This window comes from Rhodococcus mengyinensis (genome assembly GCF_048381435.1).
Taxonomy (GTDB): domain Bacteria; phylum Actinomycetota; class Actinomycetes; order Mycobacteriales; family Mycobacteriaceae; genus Rhodococcus_F; species Rhodococcus_F opacus_D.
Genome location: NZ_JBLWIT010000116.1, coordinates 93,308 through 115,443 on the forward strand (window position 1 = coordinate 93,308; position 22,136 = coordinate 115,443).

A 22,136-nucleotide genomic window follows, 5' to 3' on the forward strand; every position below is an offset into this window, starting at 1 on the left:
TTGGAAAGGAAGCGTGGGATGAGCGACGATTCGCCGCCCCGGGCAAAGTTCTGGGATATCGAGGGCTGGGGCCTGCGGTGGAAGGTCACCGCGGTTCTCGCAGTTCCCGTCACCGTCGCCATGGTGCTCGGCGGGCTCCGTGTGCAGGGCGAGCTGAGTAACGCCGTCCACTTCACCGAGGCGGCCGACCAGATCGTCGTCGTCCCGGACATCGTGGCCCTCGAGGCCTCGATGGGTACGGTGACCAGTGGTTACGCCTCGGGCACCCTCACCAAGCAGGACCGCGAGGACGCGGAAGCCCTGATGAACGATGTGTCCGAACAGGCCCGGAACCCCGAACTGGATCCCGCCGTCGCGAGTTCCATCAACCAGACCGTCTCGGACGGCCGCGCCCTCCTGAATCTGATGGATTCCCCAGGTGTCGCCACCGACCTGCTCGCGGAACGCCAGCGCGCGTTCGCCGCGGACTTCATCCGCGAAGTGGACGACATCGTCCGTCCCATCGAAGACAGCGAAGTCGTCGACAAGGGCTACCAGCTGACCAACGCGTGGCAGGCGCAGCGTCGTCTGTTCGAACAGGCCATGGGCCTCGTGATCGTGAAGGACGTCTATGCCGGTCCCGACGGACGGGAGAAGGCCCGCACGGGCGACATCCCCACCTCGGCCGTCGTCGCGGCCGCCGGCGCCGAATCGAGCCTCCTCGACGTCCTCGACCGGTACTACCCGAAGGGGGATCCCCGTCTCGAGACGCTGCGAAACAACATCAACGACCGCAACGCCCTCATCGACCAGGGCCTGGCGGACGCGGCGCGCGGCGGGATGCTGCCCATCCTGCAGCTGCGCTCCTCGCTCATCGCGAGCCGTGACGTCTACCAGGACCTGACCAGCGAAGCGGCGAAGGACATCGCGTCCACCGTGCAGGTCCGCGCGGCCGAGACCCGGTCCGCCGCGCTGCGTGACACGGCGATCGTCCTCGGAACCCTGCTCGCGGCGCTCGTCCTCGCGCTCCTCGTGTCGCGGTCGCTGATCGGTCCGATCCGCCGCCTGCGGTACGGCGCGCTGAAGGCCGCCCGCCGCGACCTTCCGGAGGCGATCGAGCAGATCAAGGCCAGTGACGATCCGCGGGCACTGTCGTTCGAGCCGGTGGCCGTGCACTCCTCCGAGGAGATCGGCCAGCTCGCCCGCGCCGTGGACGACATCCACGGGCAGGCACTCAAGCTCGCCGGTGAGCAGGCACAACTGCGCCTGCAGATCAACGACATGTTCGAAACGCTCGCGCGCCGAAGCAAGTCGCTCGTCGACCAGCAGCTCGGCCTGATCGAGAATCTCGAGTTCGAGGAGAAGGATCCGAAGCGACTCGAGAGCCTGTTCCGGCTCGACCACCTGGCCGCGCGTATGCGCCGGAACGGTGAGAACCTGCTGATTCTGGCCGGCACCCGCGTGCGTCGTTCGCAGGCGGCGCCGATCCCGCTCGGCGACGTGCTGCGTGCCGCGATCTCCGAGGTCGAGGACTACCAGCGTGTGCAGATGGGTGCAACCCCCGAGGGCGCGCTCAGCGGCACCGTCGTCACGGACGTCGTGCACCTGCTCGCCGAACTCGTCGACAACTCGCTGCGCGCTTCGCCGCCCGACACGGTCGTGACGTTCAGTTTCGCTCGCGCCGTGGACGGCGGGGTGCTGCTCGAGATCGCGGACCGCGGTATCGGTATCCCGGCCGACGACATGCGCGCCGTCAACGAGCGGCTGGCATCGGGTGGTGAGGTCGGTCCCGAGACCGCCCGCCACATGGGTCTGTTCGTCGTGAGCCGGCTCGCGAAGCGTCACGGCCTGACCGTGCGCCTGCGGTCGACGTTCGACACCGCCCGCAACCCGGGCGTGACCGTGAGCATTCACATCCCGAATGCGCTGATCGTGTCGCAGGCCGCCCGGCAGGACACGGGACCGCAACGGAAGATCCCCGCGGCACCGGTCCGGACCGCCATTCCGGCACCCGCGGCCCCGGCACCGCGCAAGGACAACGGACAGCAGCCGGCAACCCGCAACGGACTGCCGACCCGCACCCCGTCCACGCCTCCGCCCGCGCCGAGCCCGGCACCTGCGGGTGCGGTGACGACGGCGTCGGGCACGAGCCTGCCCCGACGTCAGCCCGGTGCCAGTGGCATCGCGGCCGGCGCGGGATCGTCGGCCGGGGCACCGGCCGCGCAGTCTCAGGACACCGTGAACGTCCGTGGATCCGGGGCGATGCCGAAGCTGCCCGTGCGGCGGCCGCAGGCGACGACCACGGAGACGGCACCGGCGCAATCGCAGCCGCAGCACGCACCGCACGCACCCCGCAGCGAGAACCGCATCGAGGCGCGGACCGCGGAGCAGCCGGCGCCCCCGTCGTCGAACGGCGACGACCAGGCACCGGTGCGACACCGCTACCGCACCAACTCGGCGAAGACCGCGTCGTTCTTCCAGTCGCGGATCGATCCGCCACCGTCCGAGGCCACACCGCGCCCCGGCGGCGGCACCCCGATCTTCTCCGACATGGTGTCCGACTGGCTGACCGATCCGACCGGCGCCGAAGGCGCACCCGGCGTCTGGCATTCCGCCGGCGACGCCGGATGGTCGGCCGCGGAACGGATCAGCGAGACTCCCGTCGAGGTCGACCCGGAGATCGGACTGCCGAAGCGGCGTCCCGGCGACCGGCTGGTGCCCGGCACGGTCGAAGGCGCGCACAATACGGGGACACTGCGCCGGGTGCGTGACCCTGAGACAATTCGCGCGAATCTCAGTCGTCACCAGCAGGGCGTCCGAAACGGCAGGGCCACGAGGCTCGCGGAACGTAACAGCATTGAAGGAGACCGATGAACACCGCTCATGGATCCGACGTCACGCGACCGCTCGACTGGTTGGTGTCGAACTTCGCCAGTGACGTGCCCGGTGTCTCCCACGCCGTGCTCGTATCCGCGGACGGTCTCCTGATGGCAGCCAGCGCCCATCTCCCCATCGACCGGGCCGAGCAGCTGGCCGCGGTCACCTCGGGGCTGGCCAGCCTGTCGGCCGGTGTGTCCCGGTTGTTCGAAGGCGGCGGAGTGCTGCAGTCGGTGGTCGAGATGCAGCACGGGTACCTACTGCTCATGAGCGTCGGCGACGGCTCGCACCTCGCGACCCTCACGGACGCCGAATGCGACATCGGGCAGGTCGGCTACGAGATGGCGATCCTGGTCGACCGCGTCGGCGCATCGGTGCAGGCCACGGCCCGCACCCCGCAGGGTCTCTGACCAGCCCATGCCCATGAACGACCACCACTCGGAGCAGCCGGGCCCGAACATCGTGCGCCCGTACTCGCTGACGTCGGGCCGGACCCGGCCTGCGGTCGAACTCGCGCTCGAAGCGTTGATTCAGGCACTGCCGCAGTCGGTGGACCGGCAGTGGGAACTCGACGACGTCAACGCGGCGATCGTCGCGTTGTGTCAGCAGTCGCCTTCGGTAGCCGAGATCGCCGCCCGGGTGGGCGTTCCCCTCGGGGTGGCACGCGTCCTGGTCGCCGACCTGGTCGAGGCCGGTCATCTGCAGATCCTGGCCACGCTGAAGGAAGACTCGACCGACTCCGAACGTCGTGAACTCATCGAAAGGGTCCTCAGTGGACTTCGCGAAATCTGATCCCCGCAATCGGGTGACCTCGACCAAGATCGTGATCGCCGGCGGGTTCGGCGTCGGCAAGACCACGCTGGTCGGGGCGGTCTCCGAGATCGTCCCGCTGCGCACCGAGGCGCTCGTGACCAACGCCAGCGACGGCGTCGACAACCTGGCTGCGACACCGCAGAAGGGCACGACCACCGTCGCCATGGACTTCGGTCGCATCAGCCTGGCCGACGACCTGGTGCTGTACCTGTTCGGAACCCCCGGTCAGCACCGGTTCTGGTTCATGTGGGACGACCTGATCCGCGGTGCCATCGGTGCGATCGTCCTGATCGACACCCGCCGGCTGGACGAGAGTTTCGCGGCCGTCGACTTCTTCGAGGCCCGGCAGCTGCCGTTCCTCGTCGCGATCAACGAATTCGACGACGCCCCGCGCTACCCCATCGAGGACATCCGTGCGGCCCTCGCGATCTCCGAGGACGTGCCGATCATCCCGATCGACGCGCGTGACCGGGAATCGGCGAAACGCGCACTGGTCGCGATCACCGAATACGCACTGACCAAGCTCCACACGGCCGCGTACTGAGGATTCGAAACATGTCGGACGACTTGCAGCACTTCTCCATGGGCACGTGGATCGTCGCCCTCGCCGCGGTCACGGCGTTCATCGGCGTCTTCGTCGGTATCGCCAGCGCCCGCAAGGCGGTGACCGCGCCGAATCCGAGGCAGCGGTACCTCTGGCTGGCGTGGGGTGCGCTGTCCATCGGCGGCATCGGCGCCTGGCTGCCGCACTACATCGCGATGGTCGGATTCGAGGTCTACGGCAGTGTGGTGCGCTACGACGTCCTGTGGATCGCGGTCTCGTTCGTGGTGCCCGTCGCGGCCGCCGCGGTGGCGTTGCTGATCATCAGCCCGCCGCCCACGAAACACCGGCTGCCGAGCGCATCGGTGGAGATCGGCCGCCTCGCCGGCGGTGCGGTACTCCTCGGCGTCGGCTTCACCGGAATGGACCTCGCGATCGTCGCCTCCCTCGAGATCCAGGGTTCGGTGGAATCCGACATCCTGCTGACGGCGGCGTCGGCCGTGATCGGCCTGGTCGTCGGTGCCGGAATCATGTGGTCGATCTCGGCCCTCGAGTCCCGCACGCTGCGACTCGTGGCGTCGGTGGTCGTGGCGGCCGGACTGGTGGCCATGCACTACACCGGGGTGTTCGGGCTGAGCGTCACCGTCGACCAGGCCGTGGCGCGCCCGGACGGGCTCGAGGTGTTCTCGATCCTGTTCCCCGTCTTCGTGCTGGGCATGCTCGTGGTCACGATCCCGATCACCGCCCTGCTGATGGCGCCCGACCGCGTCGCCGCCGAGCTCGAACTCGAGGCCGACATGCTCGCCGCCGAATCCCTCGCCGCCGAAACCCAGGGCCGGGAGCTCGAACTCCAGTAGATCGGACGACTCCTGCGGCACCGATTCATGAGTGCACCCGAGTCCTTCACCCTCACAGCTGACCTGCACCTATAGACTCGGGTGGTTGCGCGACGTCGTGCAGGACCGCGAGTCCGCGAGGAGACGTCAAGCCGAGTAGAAGAAGGAGCTCATGACTGACACAACGTTGCCGCCGGAGGGACCGGGGCACGACCGCATCGAGCCCGTCGACATTCAGCAGGAGATGCAGAGCAGCTACATCGATTACGCGATGAGCGTGATCGTGGGCCGGGCGCTGCCCGACGTGCGCGACGGCCTCAAGCCGGTGCACCGCCGCGTTCTGTACGCGATGTACGACAACGGTTACCGGCCCGATCGCGGTTATGTGAAGTCTGCGCGACCGGTCGCCGAGACGATGGGTAACTACCACCCCCACGGTGACGCCTCGATCTACGACACGCTCGTCCGCATGGCGCAGCCGTGGTCGCTGCGGTACCCGCTCGTCGACGGCCAGGGCAACTTCGGTTCCCGCGGCAACGACGGCGCCGCCGCGATGCGATACACCGAGTGCCGGCTCACTCCGCTGGCCATGGAAATGCTGCGTGAGATCGACCACGAGACGGTCGATTTCACCCCGAACTACGACGGTCGTACACAGGAACCGTCAGTTCTCCCCAGCCGTATCCCCAACCTGTTGATCAATGGTTCCGGCGGCATCGCCGTCGGTATGGCCACCAACATCCCGCCGCACAACCTGCGGGAGGTCGCCGAAGCCATCTACTGGGCGCTCGAGAACTGGGAAGCCGACGAGGAGTCCACCCTCACCGCGGTCATGGAACGCGTCAAGGGACCCGACTTCCCGACGCACGGCCTGATCGTCGGCGGCCAGGGCATCCACGACGCCTACACCACCGGACGCGGTTCGGTCCGCATGCGCGGTGTGGTGGAGATCGAGGAGGACGCCAAGGGACGCACCACGATCGTCATCACCGAGCTGCCGTACCAGGTGAACCCGGACAACCTGATCACGTCGATCGCCGAGCAGGTGCGCGACGCGAAGATCGCCGGCATCTCCGACATCCACGACGAGTCCTCGGACCGCGCGGGTATGCGCATCGTCGTGACCGTCAAGCGTGACGCGGTCGCGAAGGTCGTGCTCAACAACCTGTACAAGCACACCCAGCTGCAGACCAGCTTCGGCTGCAACATGCTGTCCATCGTCGACGGCGTGCCGCGCACCCTGCGCCTCGACCAGATGATCCGGCTGTACGTCGCCCACCAGGTCGAGGTCATCCGCAGGCGCACCGAGTACCTGCTCCGCAAGGCCGAGGAACGCGCTCACATCCTGCGCGGACTGGTGAAGGCCCTCGACGCCCTCGACGAGGTCATCGCGCTGATCCGGGCGTCGCAGACCGTCGACATCGCGCGGGCCGGGCTGATCGAGCTCCTCACCGTCGACGAGATCCAGGCCGACGCGATCCTCGCGATGCAGCTGCGTCGCCTCGCCGCCCTCGAGCGTCAGAAGATCATCGACGAACTCGCCGAGATCGAGCTGGAGATCGCCGACCTCAAGGACATCCTCGAGAAGCCCGAGCGTCAGCGCCGGATCGTCCGCGACGAGCTCAAGGAGATCGTCGACAAGCACGGCGACGACCGCCGCACCCGCATCATCGCCGCCGACGGCGACGTGGCCGACGAGGATCTGATCGCCCGCGAGGACGTCGTCGTCACGATCACCGAGACCGGCTACGCCAAGCGCACCAAGACCGACCTGTACCGCTCGCAGAAGCGCGGCGGCAAGGGCGTGCAGGGCGCCGGGCTGAAGCAGGACGACATCGTCTCGCACTTCTTCGTCAGCTCCACCCACGACTGGCTGCTGTTCTTCACCACGAAGGGCCGCGTCTACCGGGCCAAGGCATACGAGCTGCCGGAGGCGAGCCGCACGGCCCGCGGACAGCACGTGGCCAACCTGCTCGCGTTCCAGCCCGACGAGCGCATCCAGAGCGTCATCCAGATCAAGACGTACGAGGACGCCCCCTACCTGGTTCTCGCCACCCGCAACGGTCTGGTGAAGAAGTCCAAGCTCACCGATTTCGACTCGAACCGCAGCGGCGGCATCGTCGCCATCAACCTGCGCGGCGAGGACGAACTGGTCGGCGCGGTGCTCTGCTCCTCCGACGACGACCTGCTGCTCGTCTCCGCGCAGGGACAGTCGATCCGCTTCTCCGCCACCGACGAGGCGCTGCGTCCGATGGGCCGCGCCACGTCCGGTGTCCAGGGCATGCGATTCAACGGCGACGACGAACTGCTGTCGCTGAATGTCGTGCGCGAAGGCACCTATCTGCTGGTGGCGACGTCGGGTGGCTACTCGAAGCGCACCGGTATGGAGGATTACCCGGTCCAGGGTCGCGGCGGAAAGGGTGTACTCACGATTCAATACGACAAGAAACGTGGCACCCTGGTCGGAGCGCTCATCGTGAACGACGACGACGAGCTCTACGCGATCACCTCGGGCGGTGGCGTCATCCGCACCGCCGCCAAGCAGGTCCGCAAGGCCGGTCGGCAGACCAAGGGCGTTCGTTTGATGAACCTCGGGGAAGGCGACACCCTGCTCGCGATCGCGCGCAATGCCGACGAACCCGACGAACCCGACGACAACGCCGAGAGCAGCGGCAAAGGAGCTAAGGAGTCCTAGTGAGCACTCCCAACCAGCCAGGCAGTGACCGGCAGAACCCGGGTTCCGCCAATCAGGCGAAATCCGAGCAGCAGGCCTCCCGCACTCCCGAGAACGGGTCGGCGCGACCGAACCCGCAGCAGGGTTCCGCGCCGCAGGGGCCGCAGGCGTCCGCCGGTCGTGGTCCCGCTCAGGCGGGGCCGGCTGCCCGGCCGGGCGGTGCTCCCGACGCGAGACCGGATCGGCGGGCTCCGGCCGATCCGGCCCGGTCTCCGTCGACGCCCCAGCATCAGGGTCCGCGTACGCAGACCCCGCAGGGACGGTCCGTGCCGCCGCAGCAGGGTCACGCTCCGAATCAGCAGGCTCCCGGGCATCAGGGCCCGCCGCAGCAGGCGCCCGGCAACCGGGCTCCCGCGGGTGGTGCTCCCACCGAGGGTGTGCAGTCCATTCGGGGAAATCAGGCTCCGCCGTGGCAGCGCGGAATGCAGCGGGAGCCGCAGACCAACCTGAAGCGGCCCGTGCAGGGCGGGTCCGGTGCCAAGCAGGCTCCGCGCCCGGAGGGTCAGCCGAACGCGTCCAACGGCGCGGGCACAGCGGCTGCGGCGGGTGCCGCGGCAGCGAAGGCTCCCGGCGGCCAGGACGTCCAGAAGCCGCAGACCGCTCCGACGCAGAAGACGCAGCAGCCCCAGGCGCAGGGTCAGCGACCCCAGGGCGCGCAGAACGCGGGTGCGCCCACCCAGGCCGTGCCCACCCAGAAGGCGCCCGCACAGAACCCGTCGGCGCCGGCGAAGGGCCAGCCCGCACCCAAGCAGGGTTCCGATCGCACACCGTCCTCGACCGCGGCCACCGCAGCGGTCGGTGCGGTATCCGGCGCAGCCGCGGCCGGTGCCGTGACGCAGCGGGAGGCCGCGAAGGCGAAGGCGTCCGCGATCGACGGACCCACCCGGCACATCAACCGGGACGTGCTACCCAAGGACATGCCGGACCTGTCCGAGGCCAAGCACCCCTTGCCGGGGCCGGCGGCCACGGGTCAGCAGCCGAAGATCGCCGTGGCCCCGCAGCGGGTCGAGGAGGGCGAGGCGCTCCGGGCGACGGTGCAGGTCCGCAAGATCGATCCGTGGTCGACGCTGAAGATCTCGTCCGTCATCTCGGTGTCGCTGTTCTTCGTGTGGATGGTGGCCGTCGGTCTGCTGTACATCGTCCTGGACGGGATGGGCGTGTGGGACCGGCTGAACAACGCGTTCACCGATATCGTCGCGGAGTCGAGCTCTGACGGGCTCGTGACGGCCGGTCAGGTCTTCGGATACGCCGCCGTCATCGGTCTCGCGAACATGGTGCTGTTCACCGCGCTGGCGACGATCGGCGCCTTCATCTATAACCTGTGTTCCGACCTCGTCGGGGGTGTCGAAGTGACGCTCGCCGACCGGGACTGAACGCGGAAAACGACGGGGGCTGAGCTGGGAAAAGAGCGTCTCGCCGGACCGGTTTTGGTAGTTGCCGGTCCGGTGGGGTAATCTTCCGACTCGGTTCAGGGAACTGCGCGAGATGAGTTTCCAGACTTCAGGGGCCTATAGCTCAGGCGGTTAGAGCGCTTCGCTGATAACGAAGAGGTCGGAGGTTCAAGTCCTCCTAGGCCCACTCCTGGTGCCGGTGAAAGGTCATTCGCATGAAGGTCCTCCTGTTTGTAGGAGCCGGAGTGCTGGTGGCGATCGGACTGTCCAAGTTGCTCCGCGGCAACGAGGTGTGGCACGAGGTAACGGGGCCTTAGCTCAGTTGGTAGAGCGCTGCCTTTGCAAGGCAGATGTCAGGAGTTCGAATCTCCTAGGCTCCACAAGTACGAATACAGAACAGTGTGCCCCGGATTCGGAAGAGTCCGGGGCACACTGCTGTGCGGACCAGAGCGGGGTGAGGTTACCCTTACTTCATGACCGCACTCGATCCCGGAGCCCGTGAACGCCTCGACCCGCGCAGCCGCGTCGCATCCCACCACCGCAACGGTGAGGGAACCGCACGAATCGGATACCCGATCGGAGTCCGCATGGTCACGGTCCGTGCACGCGAGTACGTCACACCCCGCATGGTGCGTCTGACTATCGGCGGCCCCGGACTCGACGGATTCCACACCTATCAGGCCGACGATCACGTCAAGATCGTGTTCCCCGATCCGGACGGCACCCGCCGCGTGCCCGTGGTGAACGACGCGATGATGCTCGACTGGCCGCGACCGCTCCCGACCACGCGGAAATACACCGTCCGCCGCTACGACGCCGACGCCCGCGAACTCGACCTGGACTTCGTGCTGCACGACGGCGGGCTCGCGTCCTCCTGGGCGACGACGGTCGCGATCGGCGACGAGGTGACCATCGCCGGACCGCCCGGCGCCAAGGCCTTCGCCCACAACTTCGACCACTACGTGTTCGCGGTCGATTCCACCGCACTACCGGCGGTCGCGCGGTGGCTCGACGAGTCCCCGGCCGACGTCTCGGCGCACGTGGTGATCGAAACCGATGACGACGTCGAGCACGGCTACCCGCTGGCCGTGCGCGAGAACGTGGACGTGACGTGGCTCGTGCGCGACGGCAGCGAGTCCGCTCTGGCGTCGACGGTGCAGTCGCTCGCGCTGCCCGACGGCCGCTGCTTCCTGTTCGCGGCAGGCGAGGCGAATGACATCAAGCCTCTGCGCGCGTGGAGCCGGGACCGGATGGATTCGCTGTTCACCGGGTACTGGAAACGCGGAGTCGCCGGGCTGGACGACTGACCGGCCCTACACTCGCACCATGACCACGGTCCGGCCCGCAGTCGCCCGCCGCGCGGTCGTAGCCGCGGTGATGCTCGCGATGTCGGCGGTAGGCGGTGCCGTGCCCGCGGGTGCGCAGACCCGTCCCCTGGAACCGATCGCCCGGGCGGTCTCGCTGCGCCTCGCCACGGCAGACGCGGTGGCGGCGGCCAAGTGGGGCACGCCGTCGCCGATCGACGATCCCGCGCGCGAAGCCCAGGTCCTGGGTGCGGTGGCCACGCAGGCGGCCGACGAGGGTCTGAGTGCGGGGCGGGTGCAGCAGATCTTCCGGGACCAGATCGAGGCCAACAAGGTGGTGCAGCGCGCCCTCTTCGGCTGGTGGAGCGTCGCACCCGGCGCGGCGCCGACCGTCCGGCCCGACCTGACGCAGGTCCGTCCGGTGATCGACCGCCAGAACACGGATATTCTGCTGCAGCTGCGGGCACAGGAGGCCGTGCTCGCCGGTCCGGGCTGCGTGCCCGCTCTCGTGGACGCGGCGGTCGCGGTGGCTGCCGAACAGCGTCTCGGCCCACTGCATCAGGCCACGCTGGCGCGCGCGCTCGTGTCGATCTGCGGGCCGGTCCGCGAATGATTGGCCGTTTTGACATGGTCCGGCAAGATGTCGCCACTTAGACTGGGGTCATGATCTCCAAGGTCGCAACGCTCCTCCTCGACCGTGTCTCGATGTTCGAGTTCGGGGTGGTCTGTGAAGTGTTCGGAATCGACCGCACCGCACACGGGGTTCCGCCGTTCGACTTCCGGATCTGCGGGATCCGTCCCGGCGAACCGCTCGCGTCGATCACGCCCGGACTCACGCTGTCCGCCGACTACGGACTGGATTCCCTGCGCGACGCCGATCTCGTCGTGGTGCCGCCGCCCGGGGCGCAGTCCGACTTCCCGGTGGAGGTGCTCGACGCGGTGCGCGGCGCCGCGGATGCCGGTGCCATCGTCCTCAGTCTGTGCTCGGGTGTCTTCCTGCTCGGCGAGGCGGGGCTCCTGGACGGGCGCAAGTGCACCACCCACTGGGAGTACGTCGAGGAACTGGCCACCCGGTTCCCGACCGCGACCGTCGACCCCGACGTCCTGTTCGTCGACGAGGGCAACCTCGTCACCAGTGCGGGCACCGCGGCAGGCATCGACGCGTGCCTGCACGTGGTGCGCCGGGAGCTCGGTTCCACCGTCGCCAACACGATCGCCCGCAGGATGGTCGTGCCGCCCCAGCGCGACGGAGGACAGCGCCAGTTCATCGAGCAGCCGGTGGTCGCGTGCACGTCGGACAGCCTGAGCGAGACGATGGCGTGGATGAGCGAAAACCTCGAGTTGCCGCACACGATCGACGAGCTCGCGGCCCGCTCGTCCATGTCGACGCGCACGTTCGCCCGCAAGTTCGCGGCCGAGACGGGCACCACCCCGGTGAAGTGGCTGACGACGCAGCGGGTCCTCTACGCGCGGCAGCTACTCGAGGGCACCGACCTCGGTCTCGAGGCGATCTCGAGACGCAGCGGATTCGGGTCCGGCGCGCTTCTGCGCCACCACTTCAACCGGGTCGTCGGCGTCGCGCCCGCCGACTATCGGCGCCGGTTCGGCTGCAACACGGCCGAACTCACGCAATGAACGTGCCGATGGCCGGGTTCGCCTGGCAGATCGGGCTGCTGCCGAAGTTGATCGATCCGAACGCCGTCGCCACCACGTTCCCGACGCCGGTGTTCACCGTCGCGGACAGGAAGGGGTAGACGCCGCCGAGGTTCACGATCCCCGAACGTCCGCTGTCGGTGTTGACCCAGGCCACGGTGACCTGCGCGGCCGCCGGGATCGGTGGCGCGGCGGGGCGCGACTCGAAACGGATGTCGCCGTCGGCGATGGGCGGTGACGCCTCCGGCCCGGACTGTCCGGTGAGCGCCGTCAACGACATCAGGCTGCCCTGGTTCGGACATCCGATGGTCAGGGCCGGTCCGCCGAACGGGTGCGGCGGGTCGGCGCCGGCGGGGCCGGCCGTCAGCAGAGCCGCCGTGGCGGCGATCGGAAACGTGACGACGGCGATGTGGTGGACGATACGTCTGGCGGTCATGTCTGCTCCTCGGAACGGATCCTCGCGCTGGTGCGCATCTGCCTGCGGGATACCCCTGGTACAAGCCGTGAAACGAAGACAGGACACCAGGACGGTTGTCCACCTAGGATTCGCAGATGCCGGAGACCGCGCCTCCCGTCCCCTCCCGATTGCGGGACACGTCCGTGCGGTACGCGCGGTCGCTCCACCCCGTCGGCCTCGCGTTCGCGTTGCTGTTCTTCGTGTGGTCGATGACGCCGTCGCTGCTGCCCCGGCCGTGGTACCTGCAGGCCGTTGCGACGGGCATCAGCCTGGCCACCGGTTACGCCATCGGATGCTTCGTGGCCTGGGTGGTGCGCAAGTGCGGGGTCGAACCGAACTTCTCGCCGAAGACCCGTCGGATCGGGTGGTGGACCCTGCTGGGCGCCGCCGTCATCCTCGTGCCCACCTTCCTGGTGCTGGGGTCGTGGTGGCAGCAGATCGTGCGCGACCTGGTCGGGGTCGATCGCGCGAACCGCACCTACTACCTGTTGATCCTCGTGATCTCGTTCGCCGTCGCGGCACTGCTGCTGGCCGTGGGCAGAGGACTCCGCGGTGCAGCGCGGCGATTGACCGCCGTCGGATTGCGCTACGTGCCCGCGCCGATCGCGAAGATCGCGAGTGTCGTCGTGCTCGTCGCCGTCCTGTTCTTCGTCGTCAACGGCGCCCTCCACGCGGGCCTGCTCGCCCTCGCCAACGGCAGCCTCGCCGCCGCCGACCACGACACGGCCGCAGGCGTCACCCAGCCCACCGCGCCGGAACGGTCGGGCTCGCCGGACTCGCCGGAACCGTGGGATTCACTGGGCAAGGAGGGCCGCACGTTCGTCGCCGGCGGTCCGTCGGCGGAAGACATCGCAGCCCTGACCGGACGTCCGGCGCTTACGCCGATCCGCGCGTACGCGGGCCGCGACTCCGCGGGCACCGTCGAGGAGGTCGCGCACCACGTGGTGGCCGAACTGAAACGCACCGGCGCCTACGACCGCGCTGTTCTGGCCGTCGCCACGACGACCGGTCGCGGCTGGGTCAACGCGGACGTCGCGTCGTCGCTCGAGTACCTGAGCGACGGCGACACCGCTATCGCGTCGATGCAGTACTCGTTCCTCCCGAGCCCACTCGCGTTCATCGCCGACCGGGAGACACCGATGGTGGCAGGCAGGGCGCTGTTCGAGGCCGTCTACGCCGAATGGGCTGCGTTGCCGCGGGAGTCGCGGCCGAGACTGGTGGTGTTCGGCGAGAGCCTCGGTTCGTACGGGGGACAGGCCGCGTTCGTCGGCGGCCAGGACATGCTGGCGCGCGTCGACGGCGCACTGTGGGTGGGAACGCCCAACTTCACCGAACAATGGACCCGGATCACCGAGAACCGCGACCCCGGGTCGTTCCAGCGAGTCCCGGTGATCGAGGACGGCGCCGGGATCCGCTTCGCCGCAGATCCCGCCGACCTCGAACTCGACGGGCCGTGGGGCGACAGCCGGGTGGTCTACTGGCAGCACGCCGGCGACCCCATCACCTGGTGGTCGTTCGACCTTCTGCTGAACCGCCCCGACTGGCTGCGTGAGCCGCACGGTCCGGACGTGGATCCCGGTATGCGGTGGCTCCCGTTCGTGACGTTCTGGCAGGTCACCCTCGACATGGTGTTCTCGGCGGACGTTCCCCCCGGCCACGGGCACAACTACGGGGAGGACGCCGTCGACATGTGGGCCGCGATCCTGCAGCCGCCCGGCTGGACGCCGGACGACACCGAGCGAGCGCGCGCCCTACTGGCCGGGCAGTGACGGGTCAGTCGGCGTGAGGGGCTTCGTCGCCGTGGGCGGCGTGGGCTGCTGCGTGTCCGCACTGTCGAGGTCGCGCAGGTTCGGGGGAGCGGACGCGACGCGCGGCTGCTCGCGGCGGCGGCTCTTGACGAACACCGCGCCCCCGGCCACGGCGGCACCGAGCAGGACGACGATCGCGATGCGACGGCCCTTCCGCGACTTCTTCTCCTCGACCGGTGCCACGGCCGAGGTCAGGGGACGAACGACATCCTGGGCGACCTTCTTCACCGGCACGGTCCGGGCGCGTTCGTAGCCCTTCTTGGCCAGCGAGGCCCCCTGACGGCCGAGAAACACACTGAGCCGGCCGGCACCGCGGGCCGTTGCGAGTGCCGCCGAGCGTGCGTAGCGCCGCGCCTGATCGACAGCCTCGGATTCCTTGACGCGGGAAGCCGAATCCTCGACGTGGGCCAGAGCGGTCTCGAATCGTTCGGACACCTGCTCCTGCAGGGTTTCGGCGCGTTCGGTCGGAAGCAGATTCGTGAGGGACTCCGTCGCTCGTGTCATGTCCCCACTTTGTCACAAGAACCGGGAGCACGAACCGATCCGAAGTACTCGAGTCACCGCGGCGGAACCACTCGGAACCCCACAATGGCAACATGGTGGTGTGACTTCACCTCATCAGACCGCAACCGCAACGCTGCACACCAACCGCGGCGACATCAAGATCGCGCTGTTCGGCAACCACGCGCCCAAGACCGTCGAGAACTTCGTCGGCCTGGCCGACGGTTCGAAGGACTACAGCACCGCCAACGCGGGTGGCACCGACTCCGGACCGTTCTACGACGGCGCCGTCTTCCACCGCGTCATCGACGGATTCATGATCCAGGGTGGCGACCCCACGGGCACCGGCGCAGGTGGCCCGGGCTACAAGTTCGGCGACGAGTTCCACCCGGAACTGCAGTTCGACCGCGCGTACATCCTGGCCATGGCGAACGCCGGCCCGGGAACCAACGGTTCGCAGTTCTTCATCACCACCGGCCCCACGCCGCACCTCAACCGTCGCCATACCATCTTCGGTGAGGTCGTCGACGAGGAGTCGAAGAAGGTCGTCGACGCCATCTCGACCACCGCCACCGATCGCGCGGACCGTCCGCTCGAGCCGGTCGTGATCAACAGCGTCACCATCGCGTAGGGAACTGCAGCACATGACCAACCCCGGCTGGGGCGGTGCCGCGAACGAGGGCACTCCGCCCCAGCCGCGGTGCGTCCGCCACCCCGATCGCCCCACTGCGCTGTCGTGCAACCGGTGCGGTCGTCCCGCGTGCCCCGAATGCCTGCGCGAAGCGGCCGTCGGCTACCAGTGTGTCGACTGCGTCGCCGCCGGACGGCGTGATGTCCGCCCGGTCCGTAACGTCGCCGGCGCCGTGACCACACAGCGTCCGACACCGCTGGTGACGTACATCCTGATGGCCGCGAACGTCGGCATCTTCCTGATCACGGCGGCGCAGTCCCGCAGCATCATGCAGAACCATGCCGGGTCGAAGCTCTTCGCGGACTGGGCGCTGTTCCCACCCGCTGTCGTGGACGGGCAGATCGTCCGCGTGCTCGGCAGCGGATTCCTCCACTTCGGCATCATCCACCTGGCCGTCAACATGTTCGCGCTGTGGGTGATCGGCCGCGACACCGAACTGGTCCTCGGGCGTGCCCGCTACGCCTGCGTGTACTTCGCGTCGCTGCTCGGCGGTTCCGCCGCGGTGATGCTGTTCCAACTCGGCGCGGTCACCGCGGGTGCGTCGGGTGCCGTGTTCGGACTGATGGGCGCTCAGGCCGTCATCCTCCTGCGTCTGCGGCGCAGCCCCGCACCGGTGATCTCGGTGATCGCCATCAACGTGATCATCAGCATCACGATCCCCGGCATCTCACTGTGGGGGCATCTCGGCGGCCTGGTCGCCGGAGCCGCGGCCACCGCGGGAATCCTCTACGGGCCCCAACTGCTGGGCGTCGGGAACAACCGGGAGAAGGCCGTCACCGTCGGCTGGGTCTGCCTCGGCGTCGTGATGCTGGTGCCGCTCGCCGTCATCGCGATCCGTACCTTGCAGCTGCGCGCGAGCTTCGGCTACTGACCCCGGCCCACCAGACGGTGCACTGCGAGGGCATCGAACACGTCCTCCGGATTGGTGCCGAGATCCCAGCGGCCGAAGATCAGGAGGCGTTCGGTGCCGTCCTCGGTGCGGACGTCGATCTCGAGCATCGGCACCCGGCGGCCCAGCCGGGGATAGCGCACGAGCCGCGCGCGTTCGATCTCCGAACGGGCATAACCGTGGCGGCCGGTCAGCCTGTTCACCACGATCCCGCCGCCCTCCTTGTCGACGGCGAGGCGCGGGCGTTGCCGGAGCGCGGACGCGGCGGTCAGCAGCAGCCCGAGGGCGGCGACGCACACGAGGACACGCCCCGCCGGCTCGGTCGACACGGAAAGTCCGGCCACCCCCAACGCGACTCCGCCCGCAGCGAGAGCGATCACCGCGCCGAGGGGCGTCGACCACTCCAGCGGTGCCTCGTCAGCAGACATCAGCACTCGACCTGCGGCTATCCACAGGGGTTGTCCACATTGGGGATGAATGACATGGGTGTAATTGTGATGGTCAACGCCAGCGCATCGTCATGATCAGACCGACCACCATGAAGCCGAATCCGATGAGGAAGTTGTAGGCACCCAGGTTGTTCATCCACTCGAGCTGGTCGGCGGCCAGGTAATAGACGAGCAGCCACACCAGGCCGACCAGCATGAACCCGAGCATCACCGAGACGTACAGGGTGCTCGAGGGGCCGGCCTTCACCTTCACCGGGGTGCGGCTCGCAGGGTTGATCGTGTAATCGGTCTTCTTTCGGACCTTCGACTTCGGCATGACGTCCTCGTTCGTGCGGCTCAACAGGAATGTGGGCAGGTAGATTCGGAAATACCTGCGTGTGTACACGCTAACGTAGCCGCGATTCGCGCGGCGAGGACGAGGGGACGGAAACACCGGTGACCAGGTCGATCTTCTGGCGGATCGCGGTGCTGGTGGTGTGTCTCGTGGCCGGTCTGCTGGTGGCCACCACCCGTCAGGTGTCGCACGGCAACGAGATTCGCGCCGGCGATTCCACCCGACTGTCCGACCTCGTGCGCAACGCCCAGTCCGAGACCGACCAGGTCGCCGAGACCCGCGACCGGCTGGCGGCACAGGTCGAATCGCTGCAGCAGGACGCCGCCGCGTCCGACAGCGGTGTCGCGCAGGCGCTCGCCGACAGCAAGGCGCTCGCCACCGATGCCGGACTCACACCGATGACCGGTCCCGGCGTCACCGTCACACTCACCGACGCCCCCCGCGACGCGGACGGCAAATATCCCGTCGACGCGTCGCCGGACGATCTCGTCGTCCACCAGCAGGACGTCCAGAGTGTGCTGAACGCACTGTGGGTGGGCGGTGCCGAGGCGATCAGCATGCAGGACCAGCGGATCGTGAACACGTCGGCACCGCGCTGCATCGGCAACACCCTGCTGCTGCACGGTCGCACCTACAGCCCGCCCTACGTCATGTCGGCGATCGGGGATCCCGCGCGACTGGAGGCGGCGCTCGCCAACGAACCCGGAATCCGGGTGTTCAAGCAGTACGCCTCACGGTTCGGTCTCGGCTACTCGGAGGCGGCGTCCGGTCAACTGTCCGTGCCCGGTTACGCGGGGCACTGAGCCCGAACGGTCCCCGGCCGTGCAGAGCGGGAAGCGGGCAGAATACCCTGCTTCCATGAGGATTCTCGTCGTCGACAACTACGACAGCTTCGTGTTCAACCTGGTCCAGTACCTCGGACAGCTGGGAACACGGGCCGTGGTCTGGCGCAACGACGATCCGAACCTCACCGGGCCCGACGCCGTCGCGGCGGCAGCGGCCGAGTTCGACGGCATTCTGCTGAGCCCCGGCCCCGGCACACCGCAGCGGGCAGGCGCGACGATGGACCTGGTCACGGCGTGTGCCGCGGCCAAGACGCCGCTTCTCGGGGTGTGCCTCGGACACCAGGCGATCGGGGCCGCATTCGGCGCCACCGTCGACCGGGCACCCGAACTTCTGCACGGCAAGACCAGCATCGTCCACCACACCGGCGAGGGCGTTCTCGCGGGTCTTCCCGACCCGTTCACCGCCACGCGCTACCACTCACTGACCGTCCTGGAAGACACCATCCCGGACGAACTCGAGGTCACGGCCCACACCGACAGCGGCATCGTCATGGCGATGCGGCACCGGGAACTGCCGATCCACGGCGTCCAGTTCCACCCGGAGTCCGTGCTCACCGAGGGCGGGCACCGCATGCTCGCCAACTGGCTCGCCGTCTGCGGCGAAGCCCCGAAGGAATCCCTCGTCGCCACCCTCGAGACCGAGGTCGCGCAAGCGTTGGGCGCCTAGCGCCCGTGCGCCTTTTTGGTAGCTACAGCAACCAGAAAGGCGCACGGGTGGCGGAGCCGCCTACCGCGGGATGCCCAGCGCGCCGACACCGACGGAGACGACCCCGTTCTTGGTGATCTCCGATCCCGGCGGCTGTTCCTGGCTGATGATCTTGCCGACCATCTCCGGGTCCAGGGTGGACGTCTGCGTCTGATTCAGCGAGCTCGACGACCCGCTCCAGCCGGCGCTGCGCAGCTCGGCGAGCGCCTGCGACACCGTCTTGCCCGTCAGGTCCGGCATCTCGATGTTGTTGCCGTTCGACACCCGGATCTGGATGGTGTCACCCTTGGCTGCGGTGGAGCCGCCGACGGGGTCGGTGGAGACGACCTGGCCCTTCGGCACACCGGAATCGATGTTCTGGATCTGCACCTTGAAACCGGCGCCCTCGATGTTCGCCTGCGCGACCTCGACCTTCTGGCCGGTCACGTCGGGGATGCGGATCTGCTCCGGCCCGGTGCCCAGCGTGACGGCGACCTCGGAGTCGAGGGAGATGCTCGCGCCGGAGGACGGGTTCTGTTCGATCACCTTGTCGACGTCGGACACGTCGGACGGTGCACGGGCGACAGCGGTGTCGAGTCGCAGTCCCACCGCGTTCAGCTCCTGCTGCGCTTCCTGCTGGGTGAGACCGGCGAGCCGCGGGACCTTCACCTGTTCGGGGCCCGACGACACCTCGAGGGTGATCGTGCTGCCCTCGTCCACCTGCACGCCGCCGACGGGGCGGGTGGTGATGACGTTGCCGGTCGCCACGACGGCGTCCGGTTTCTGTTGCCGGGCGACGCGGAAACCGAGGTTCTGCAGTGTCGTCTCGGCGTCGTCCGCGGCCTGGTTCGTGACGTCCGGCATGGTCACCTGATCGGCCTTCGAACCCGGGCCGACGGACCACAGGAACGCGCCGACGATGCCGACGACGATGAGGGCGCCCAGCGCCATCAGCGCCACCCGCATCGGGTTCTTCTTCTTGTCGGGCTCGCCGCCGTCCGTCTTCGACGCGGTGGCCGGGGCCGGTGACTGCTGGCGCCGGTAGTTTCCCGCGCCGGTGTCGACGGCCCCGAGGATCGTGGTGCGGTCCTCGTCGCTCATGACCATCGGCGCGCTGGGGCGCTGCCCGCCGAGCACCCGGACCAGGTCGCTGCGCATGTCCGCGGCGGTCTGGTAGCGGTTGGCGGGGTTCTTGCTCATCGCCTTGAGGATCACCGAGTCGAGCTCACGCGGAATGTCCGGGTTGACCGCGGACGGTGTCTGCGGGTCCTCCCGCACGTGCTGGTACGCGACCGCGACCGGGGAGTCACCCTTGAACGGGGGTTCGCCGGTGAGGATCTCGAACAGCACGCAACCGAGGGAGTACACGTCGGAGCGGGCGTCGACCTGCTCGCCACGGGCCTGCTCGGGCGACAGATACTGGGCGGTGCCGATGACGGCGGCCGTCTGCGTCATGGGGCTGGACGCGTCGGAGATCGCTCGCGCGATGCCGAAGTCCATCACCTTCACCGCACCCGCACGGTTGATCATCACGTTGGCGGGCTTCACGTCGCGGTGCACGATGCCGTTGCGGTGGCTGAAGTCGAGCGCCGCGCACACGTCCGAGATGACTTCCATCGCGCGGCGCGGTGCCATCGGGCCCTCGCTGCGCACGATGTCTCGCAACGTGTCGCCGTCGACGTACTCCATCACGATGTATGGCAGCGGTCCCGCTTCGGTTTCCGCCTCGCCGGTGTCGTAGACGGCCACGATCGCCGGATGGTTCAGCGCCGCCGCGTTCTGCGCCTCGCGACGGAATCGCAGGTAGAACGTGGGGTCGCGGGCCAGGTCGGCGCGCAGGACCTTGATCGCGACGTCACGGCTGAGTCGGACGTCGCGGGCGAGGTGGACCTCGGACATGCCACCGAAGCCGAGAATCTCACCCAGCTCGTAGCGTGAGGAGAGGTTGCGCGGTGTCGTCATGGCAGTCCTTGTGGGGTCGGAGTAGTTGACTCCTCCGACGTGGTCGTCGTGGTCGTCGTCGTGGGGGCGGTGGTGGTCGTGGTGGTGGTGGTAGTCGTCGTCGGCTCTGTCGTCGTCGTGGTCGGCGGCGGGGTGGTGGTCGTCGTGTACGGCTGGGTGGTGGTCGTCGTGTACGGCGGCTCGGTGGTGGTCGTCTGTTCCTCGGTCGTGGTGGTGGTCGTCGGCCGCGGTGTCGTCGTGATCGTCCGCAGCGACGACGTAATCGCCGGCGACGTCGGTTCCTTCGTGCCACCACCGTCGAACAGGACGAGCGCGAGCCCGATGATCGCCGCCAGCAGGAGCAGACCACCCGCACCCCAGGCCACGGCCTTCTGGCCGCTGGTCAGCCCGCCCTTCTTGCCGTCACCGTTCGAGTCGTCCGGCGGCACCTGCCCGGTGACCGGTCCCGCGTACGCGGTCTGCGAGGGCGGCATCATCTGGGTTGCACCGGTCATCGGCGGCGGCAGAACCCGCGCCGCCCCGGTACCCGACACGCCGGGCGGCGGGGGACGCCTGCCCGCCCGGACCGCCGCGACCGCGTCGGCGAACTCTCCGCCACTGGCGTAGCGAGTGCTCGGATCCTTCGCGATCGTGATGTCGATGAGTTCGCGGATGTTCGGCGGCAGGTCGCTCGGCAACGGTGCCGGCGCCTCTTGGACGTGCTTCATCGCGACGGTGATCGCGCCGTCGCCGACGAACGGGCGACGTCCGGACAGCGCCTCGTAGCCGACGATGCCGAGGGAGTACACGTCGCTCGCCGCGGTCGCGTCCTGGCCGAGCGCCTGCTCGGGGGCGATGTACTGCGCGGTGCCCATCACCATGCCGGTCCGCGTGATCGGCGAGTTCTCCACGGCCTTCGCGATGCCGAAGTCGGTGATCTTCACCTGGCCGGTGGGGGTGATCAGGATATTGCCGGGCTTCACGTCGCGGTGCACGACTCCGGCGTCGTGCGCCACCTGCAGCGCCCGGCCGGTCTGCTCGAGCATGTCCAGGGCGTGCGGCACCGCGAGGCGGCCCACCCGCGAGAGGACGGCGTTGAGCGGCTCACCGTTGACGAGTTCCATCACCAGGTAGGCGGTGGAATCGCCGGTGGCGTCGCGGACCTCGCCGTAGTCGTAGATTCCGGCGATGCCGGAATGGTTCAGCTGCGCGGTGGTACGCGCCTCGAAACGGAACCGTTCGACGAACTCCGGGTCGGACGAGAACTCGGACTTCAGCACCTTCACCGCGACACGACGGTTGAGCCTGTTGTCCGTCGCTTCCCAGACCTGTCCCATTCCGCCCGTGGCGATGAGCCGGATCAGGCGGTATCGATTGGCGATCAGCGCGCCGTTGTTCAGTGCCACAA

Annotated in this window: 21 protein-coding genes and 2 tRNA genes; 17 read left to right on the top strand and 6 right to left on the bottom strand. The window is 68.5% G+C overall.

Features of this window, described 5'->3' with window-relative positions; all coding sequences use genetic code 11:
- Nucleotides 1–18 precede the first annotated feature (18 nt).
- The 12 genes from ACNJ7E_RS25905 (at nt 19) to ACNJ7E_RS25960 (ending at nt 12,110) form a co-directional block, all read left to right on the top strand.
- The gene (locus ACNJ7E_RS25905; protein WP_280783068.1) at nt 19–2,853 is read left to right on the top strand and encodes a sensor histidine kinase; all 2,835 of its coding nucleotides are present in this window, start codon (nt 19–21) and stop codon (nt 2,851–2,853) included.
- A complete protein-coding gene (locus ACNJ7E_RS25910) occupies nt 2,850–3,266 on the top strand; it encodes a roadblock/LC7 domain-containing protein (protein ID WP_005249096.1) in 417 nt (138 codons plus the stop codon). Before ACNJ7E_RS25905 ends, ACNJ7E_RS25910 begins: the two co-directional genes overlap by 4 nt.
- Nucleotides 3,267–3,273: 7 nt before the next feature.
- Nucleotides 3,274–3,648 (top strand): DUF742 domain-containing protein, encoded by a 375-nt coding sequence (locus ACNJ7E_RS25915; RefSeq protein WP_005249095.1) that lies wholly within the window; start codon nt 3,274–3,276, stop codon nt 3,646–3,648.
- Between the two features lie 13 nt (nt 3,649–3,661).
- Nucleotides 3,662–4,213, top strand: a complete 552-nt coding sequence (locus ACNJ7E_RS25920) for a GTP-binding protein (RefSeq protein WP_005249094.1) — start codon at nt 3,662–3,664, stop codon at nt 4,211–4,213.
- A gap of 11 nt (nt 4,214–4,224) precedes the next feature.
- A complete protein-coding gene (locus ACNJ7E_RS25925) occupies nt 4,225–5,067 on the top strand; it encodes an MHYT domain-containing protein (protein ID WP_280783069.1) in 843 nt (280 codons plus the stop codon).
- A gap of 151 nt (nt 5,068–5,218) precedes the next feature.
- Complete coding sequence (gene gyrA / locus ACNJ7E_RS25930; protein WP_280783070.1) at nt 5,219–7,741, top strand: DNA gyrase subunit A; 2,523 nt, start codon at nt 5,219–5,221, stop codon at nt 7,739–7,741.
- The gene (locus tag ACNJ7E_RS25935) at nt 7,741–9,153 is read left to right on the top strand and encodes a DUF3566 domain-containing protein (RefSeq protein WP_418341268.1); all 1,413 of its coding nucleotides are present in this window, start codon (nt 7,741–7,743) and stop codon (nt 9,151–9,153) included. Before gyrA ends, ACNJ7E_RS25935 begins: the two co-directional genes overlap by 1 nt.
- Nucleotides 9,154–9,284: 131 nt before the next feature.
- Nucleotides 9,285–9,358 (top strand) — tRNA-Ile (locus ACNJ7E_RS25940).
- Between the two features lie 120 nt (nt 9,359–9,478).
- Nucleotides 9,479–9,551, top strand: a tRNA-Ala gene (locus ACNJ7E_RS25945).
- A gap of 93 nt (nt 9,552–9,644) precedes the next feature.
- Entirely contained in the window at nt 9,645–10,478 is an 834-nt protein-coding gene (locus ACNJ7E_RS25950) for a siderophore-interacting protein (RefSeq protein WP_280783087.1), read from the top strand.
- A gap of 19 nt (nt 10,479–10,497) precedes the next feature.
- Entirely contained in the window at nt 10,498–11,088 is a 591-nt protein-coding gene (locus tag ACNJ7E_RS25955) for a chorismate mutase (RefSeq protein ID WP_418341269.1), read from the top strand.
- Nucleotides 11,089–11,138: 50 nt separating this feature from the next.
- Nucleotides 11,139–12,110, top strand: coding sequence for a helix-turn-helix domain-containing protein (locus ACNJ7E_RS25960; protein WP_280783089.1), 972 nt, complete (start codon nt 11,139–11,141; stop codon nt 12,108–12,110).
- On the opposite strand, the gene ACNJ7E_RS25965 is transcribed toward ACNJ7E_RS25960, so the two are convergent.
- Nucleotides 12,100–12,564, bottom strand: a complete 465-nt coding sequence (locus ACNJ7E_RS25965; protein WP_317570515.1) for a hypothetical protein — start codon at nt 12,562–12,564, stop codon at nt 12,100–12,102. The genes ACNJ7E_RS25960 and ACNJ7E_RS25965 overlap by 11 nt on opposite strands.
- Before the next feature lie 116 nt (nt 12,565–12,680).
- Between ACNJ7E_RS25965 and ACNJ7E_RS25970 the strand changes: the two genes are divergently transcribed.
- Nucleotides 12,681–14,354, top strand: a complete 1,674-nt coding sequence (locus ACNJ7E_RS25970) for an alpha/beta hydrolase (protein WP_418341270.1) — start codon at nt 12,681–12,683, stop codon at nt 14,352–14,354.
- On the opposite strand, the gene ACNJ7E_RS25975 is transcribed toward ACNJ7E_RS25970, so the two are convergent.
- Nucleotides 14,337–14,897, bottom strand: coding sequence for a hypothetical protein (locus ACNJ7E_RS25975; protein WP_418341271.1), 561 nt, complete (start codon nt 14,895–14,897; stop codon nt 14,337–14,339). The two genes, ACNJ7E_RS25970 and ACNJ7E_RS25975, sit on opposite strands and share 18 nt — an antisense overlap.
- A gap of 100 nt (nt 14,898–14,997) precedes the next feature.
- Between ACNJ7E_RS25975 and ACNJ7E_RS25980 the strand changes: the two genes are divergently transcribed.
- A complete protein-coding gene (locus ACNJ7E_RS25980; protein ID WP_025431550.1) occupies nt 14,998–15,525 on the top strand; it encodes a peptidylprolyl isomerase in 528 nt (175 codons plus the stop codon).
- A 13-nt stretch (nt 15,526–15,538) separates the two neighbouring features.
- On the top strand, nt 15,539–16,456 hold the full coding sequence (locus ACNJ7E_RS25985; RefSeq protein ID WP_280783093.1) for a rhomboid family intramembrane serine protease: 918 nt from the start codon (nt 15,539–15,541) through the stop codon (nt 16,454–16,456).
- On the opposite strand, the gene ACNJ7E_RS25990 is transcribed toward ACNJ7E_RS25985, so the two are convergent.
- Both ACNJ7E_RS25990 and crgA read right to left on the bottom strand, forming a co-directional pair.
- On the bottom strand, nt 16,450–16,908 hold the full coding sequence (locus ACNJ7E_RS25990) for a PH domain-containing protein (protein ID WP_280783094.1): 459 nt from the start codon (nt 16,906–16,908) through the stop codon (nt 16,450–16,452). The two genes, ACNJ7E_RS25985 and ACNJ7E_RS25990, sit on opposite strands and share 7 nt — an antisense overlap.
- 67 nt (nt 16,909–16,975) lie before the next feature.
- Nucleotides 16,976–17,239, bottom strand: a complete 264-nt coding sequence (crgA, locus tag ACNJ7E_RS25995; RefSeq protein ID WP_005249082.1) for a cell division protein CrgA — start codon at nt 17,237–17,239, stop codon at nt 16,976–16,978.
- Nucleotides 17,240–17,358: 119 nt separating this feature from the next.
- Here crgA and ACNJ7E_RS26000 point away from each other — a divergent pair, with 119 nt between their 5' ends.
- Nucleotides 17,359–18,060: a DUF881 domain-containing protein gene (locus ACNJ7E_RS26000; RefSeq protein WP_280783095.1), complete on the top strand. Its 702-nt coding sequence runs from the start codon at nt 17,359–17,361 to the stop codon at nt 18,058–18,060.
- A 55-nt stretch (nt 18,061–18,115) separates the two neighbouring features.
- Entirely contained in the window at nt 18,116–18,769 is a 654-nt protein-coding gene (locus tag ACNJ7E_RS26005; protein WP_280783096.1) for an aminodeoxychorismate/anthranilate synthase component II, read from the top strand.
- A 60-nt stretch (nt 18,770–18,829) separates the two neighbouring features.
- Here ACNJ7E_RS26005 and pknB read toward each other — a convergent pair whose 3' ends face one another.
- Together pknB and ACNJ7E_RS26015 are read right to left on the bottom strand one after the other, a co-directional pair.
- Nucleotides 18,830–20,749 carry a Stk1 family PASTA domain-containing Ser/Thr kinase gene (gene pknB / locus ACNJ7E_RS26010; protein ID WP_280783097.1) on the bottom strand — a complete coding sequence of 640 codons (1,920 nt, stop codon included), beginning with the start codon at nt 20,747–20,749 and terminating at the stop codon, nt 18,830–18,832.
- Nucleotides 20,746–22,134, bottom strand: a complete 1,389-nt coding sequence (locus ACNJ7E_RS26015) for a protein kinase domain-containing protein (RefSeq protein WP_418341272.1) — start codon at nt 22,132–22,134, stop codon at nt 20,746–20,748. The genes pknB and ACNJ7E_RS26015 overlap by 4 nt, the downstream gene beginning before the upstream one ends.
- Nucleotides 22,135–22,136: the final 2 nt, after the last annotated feature.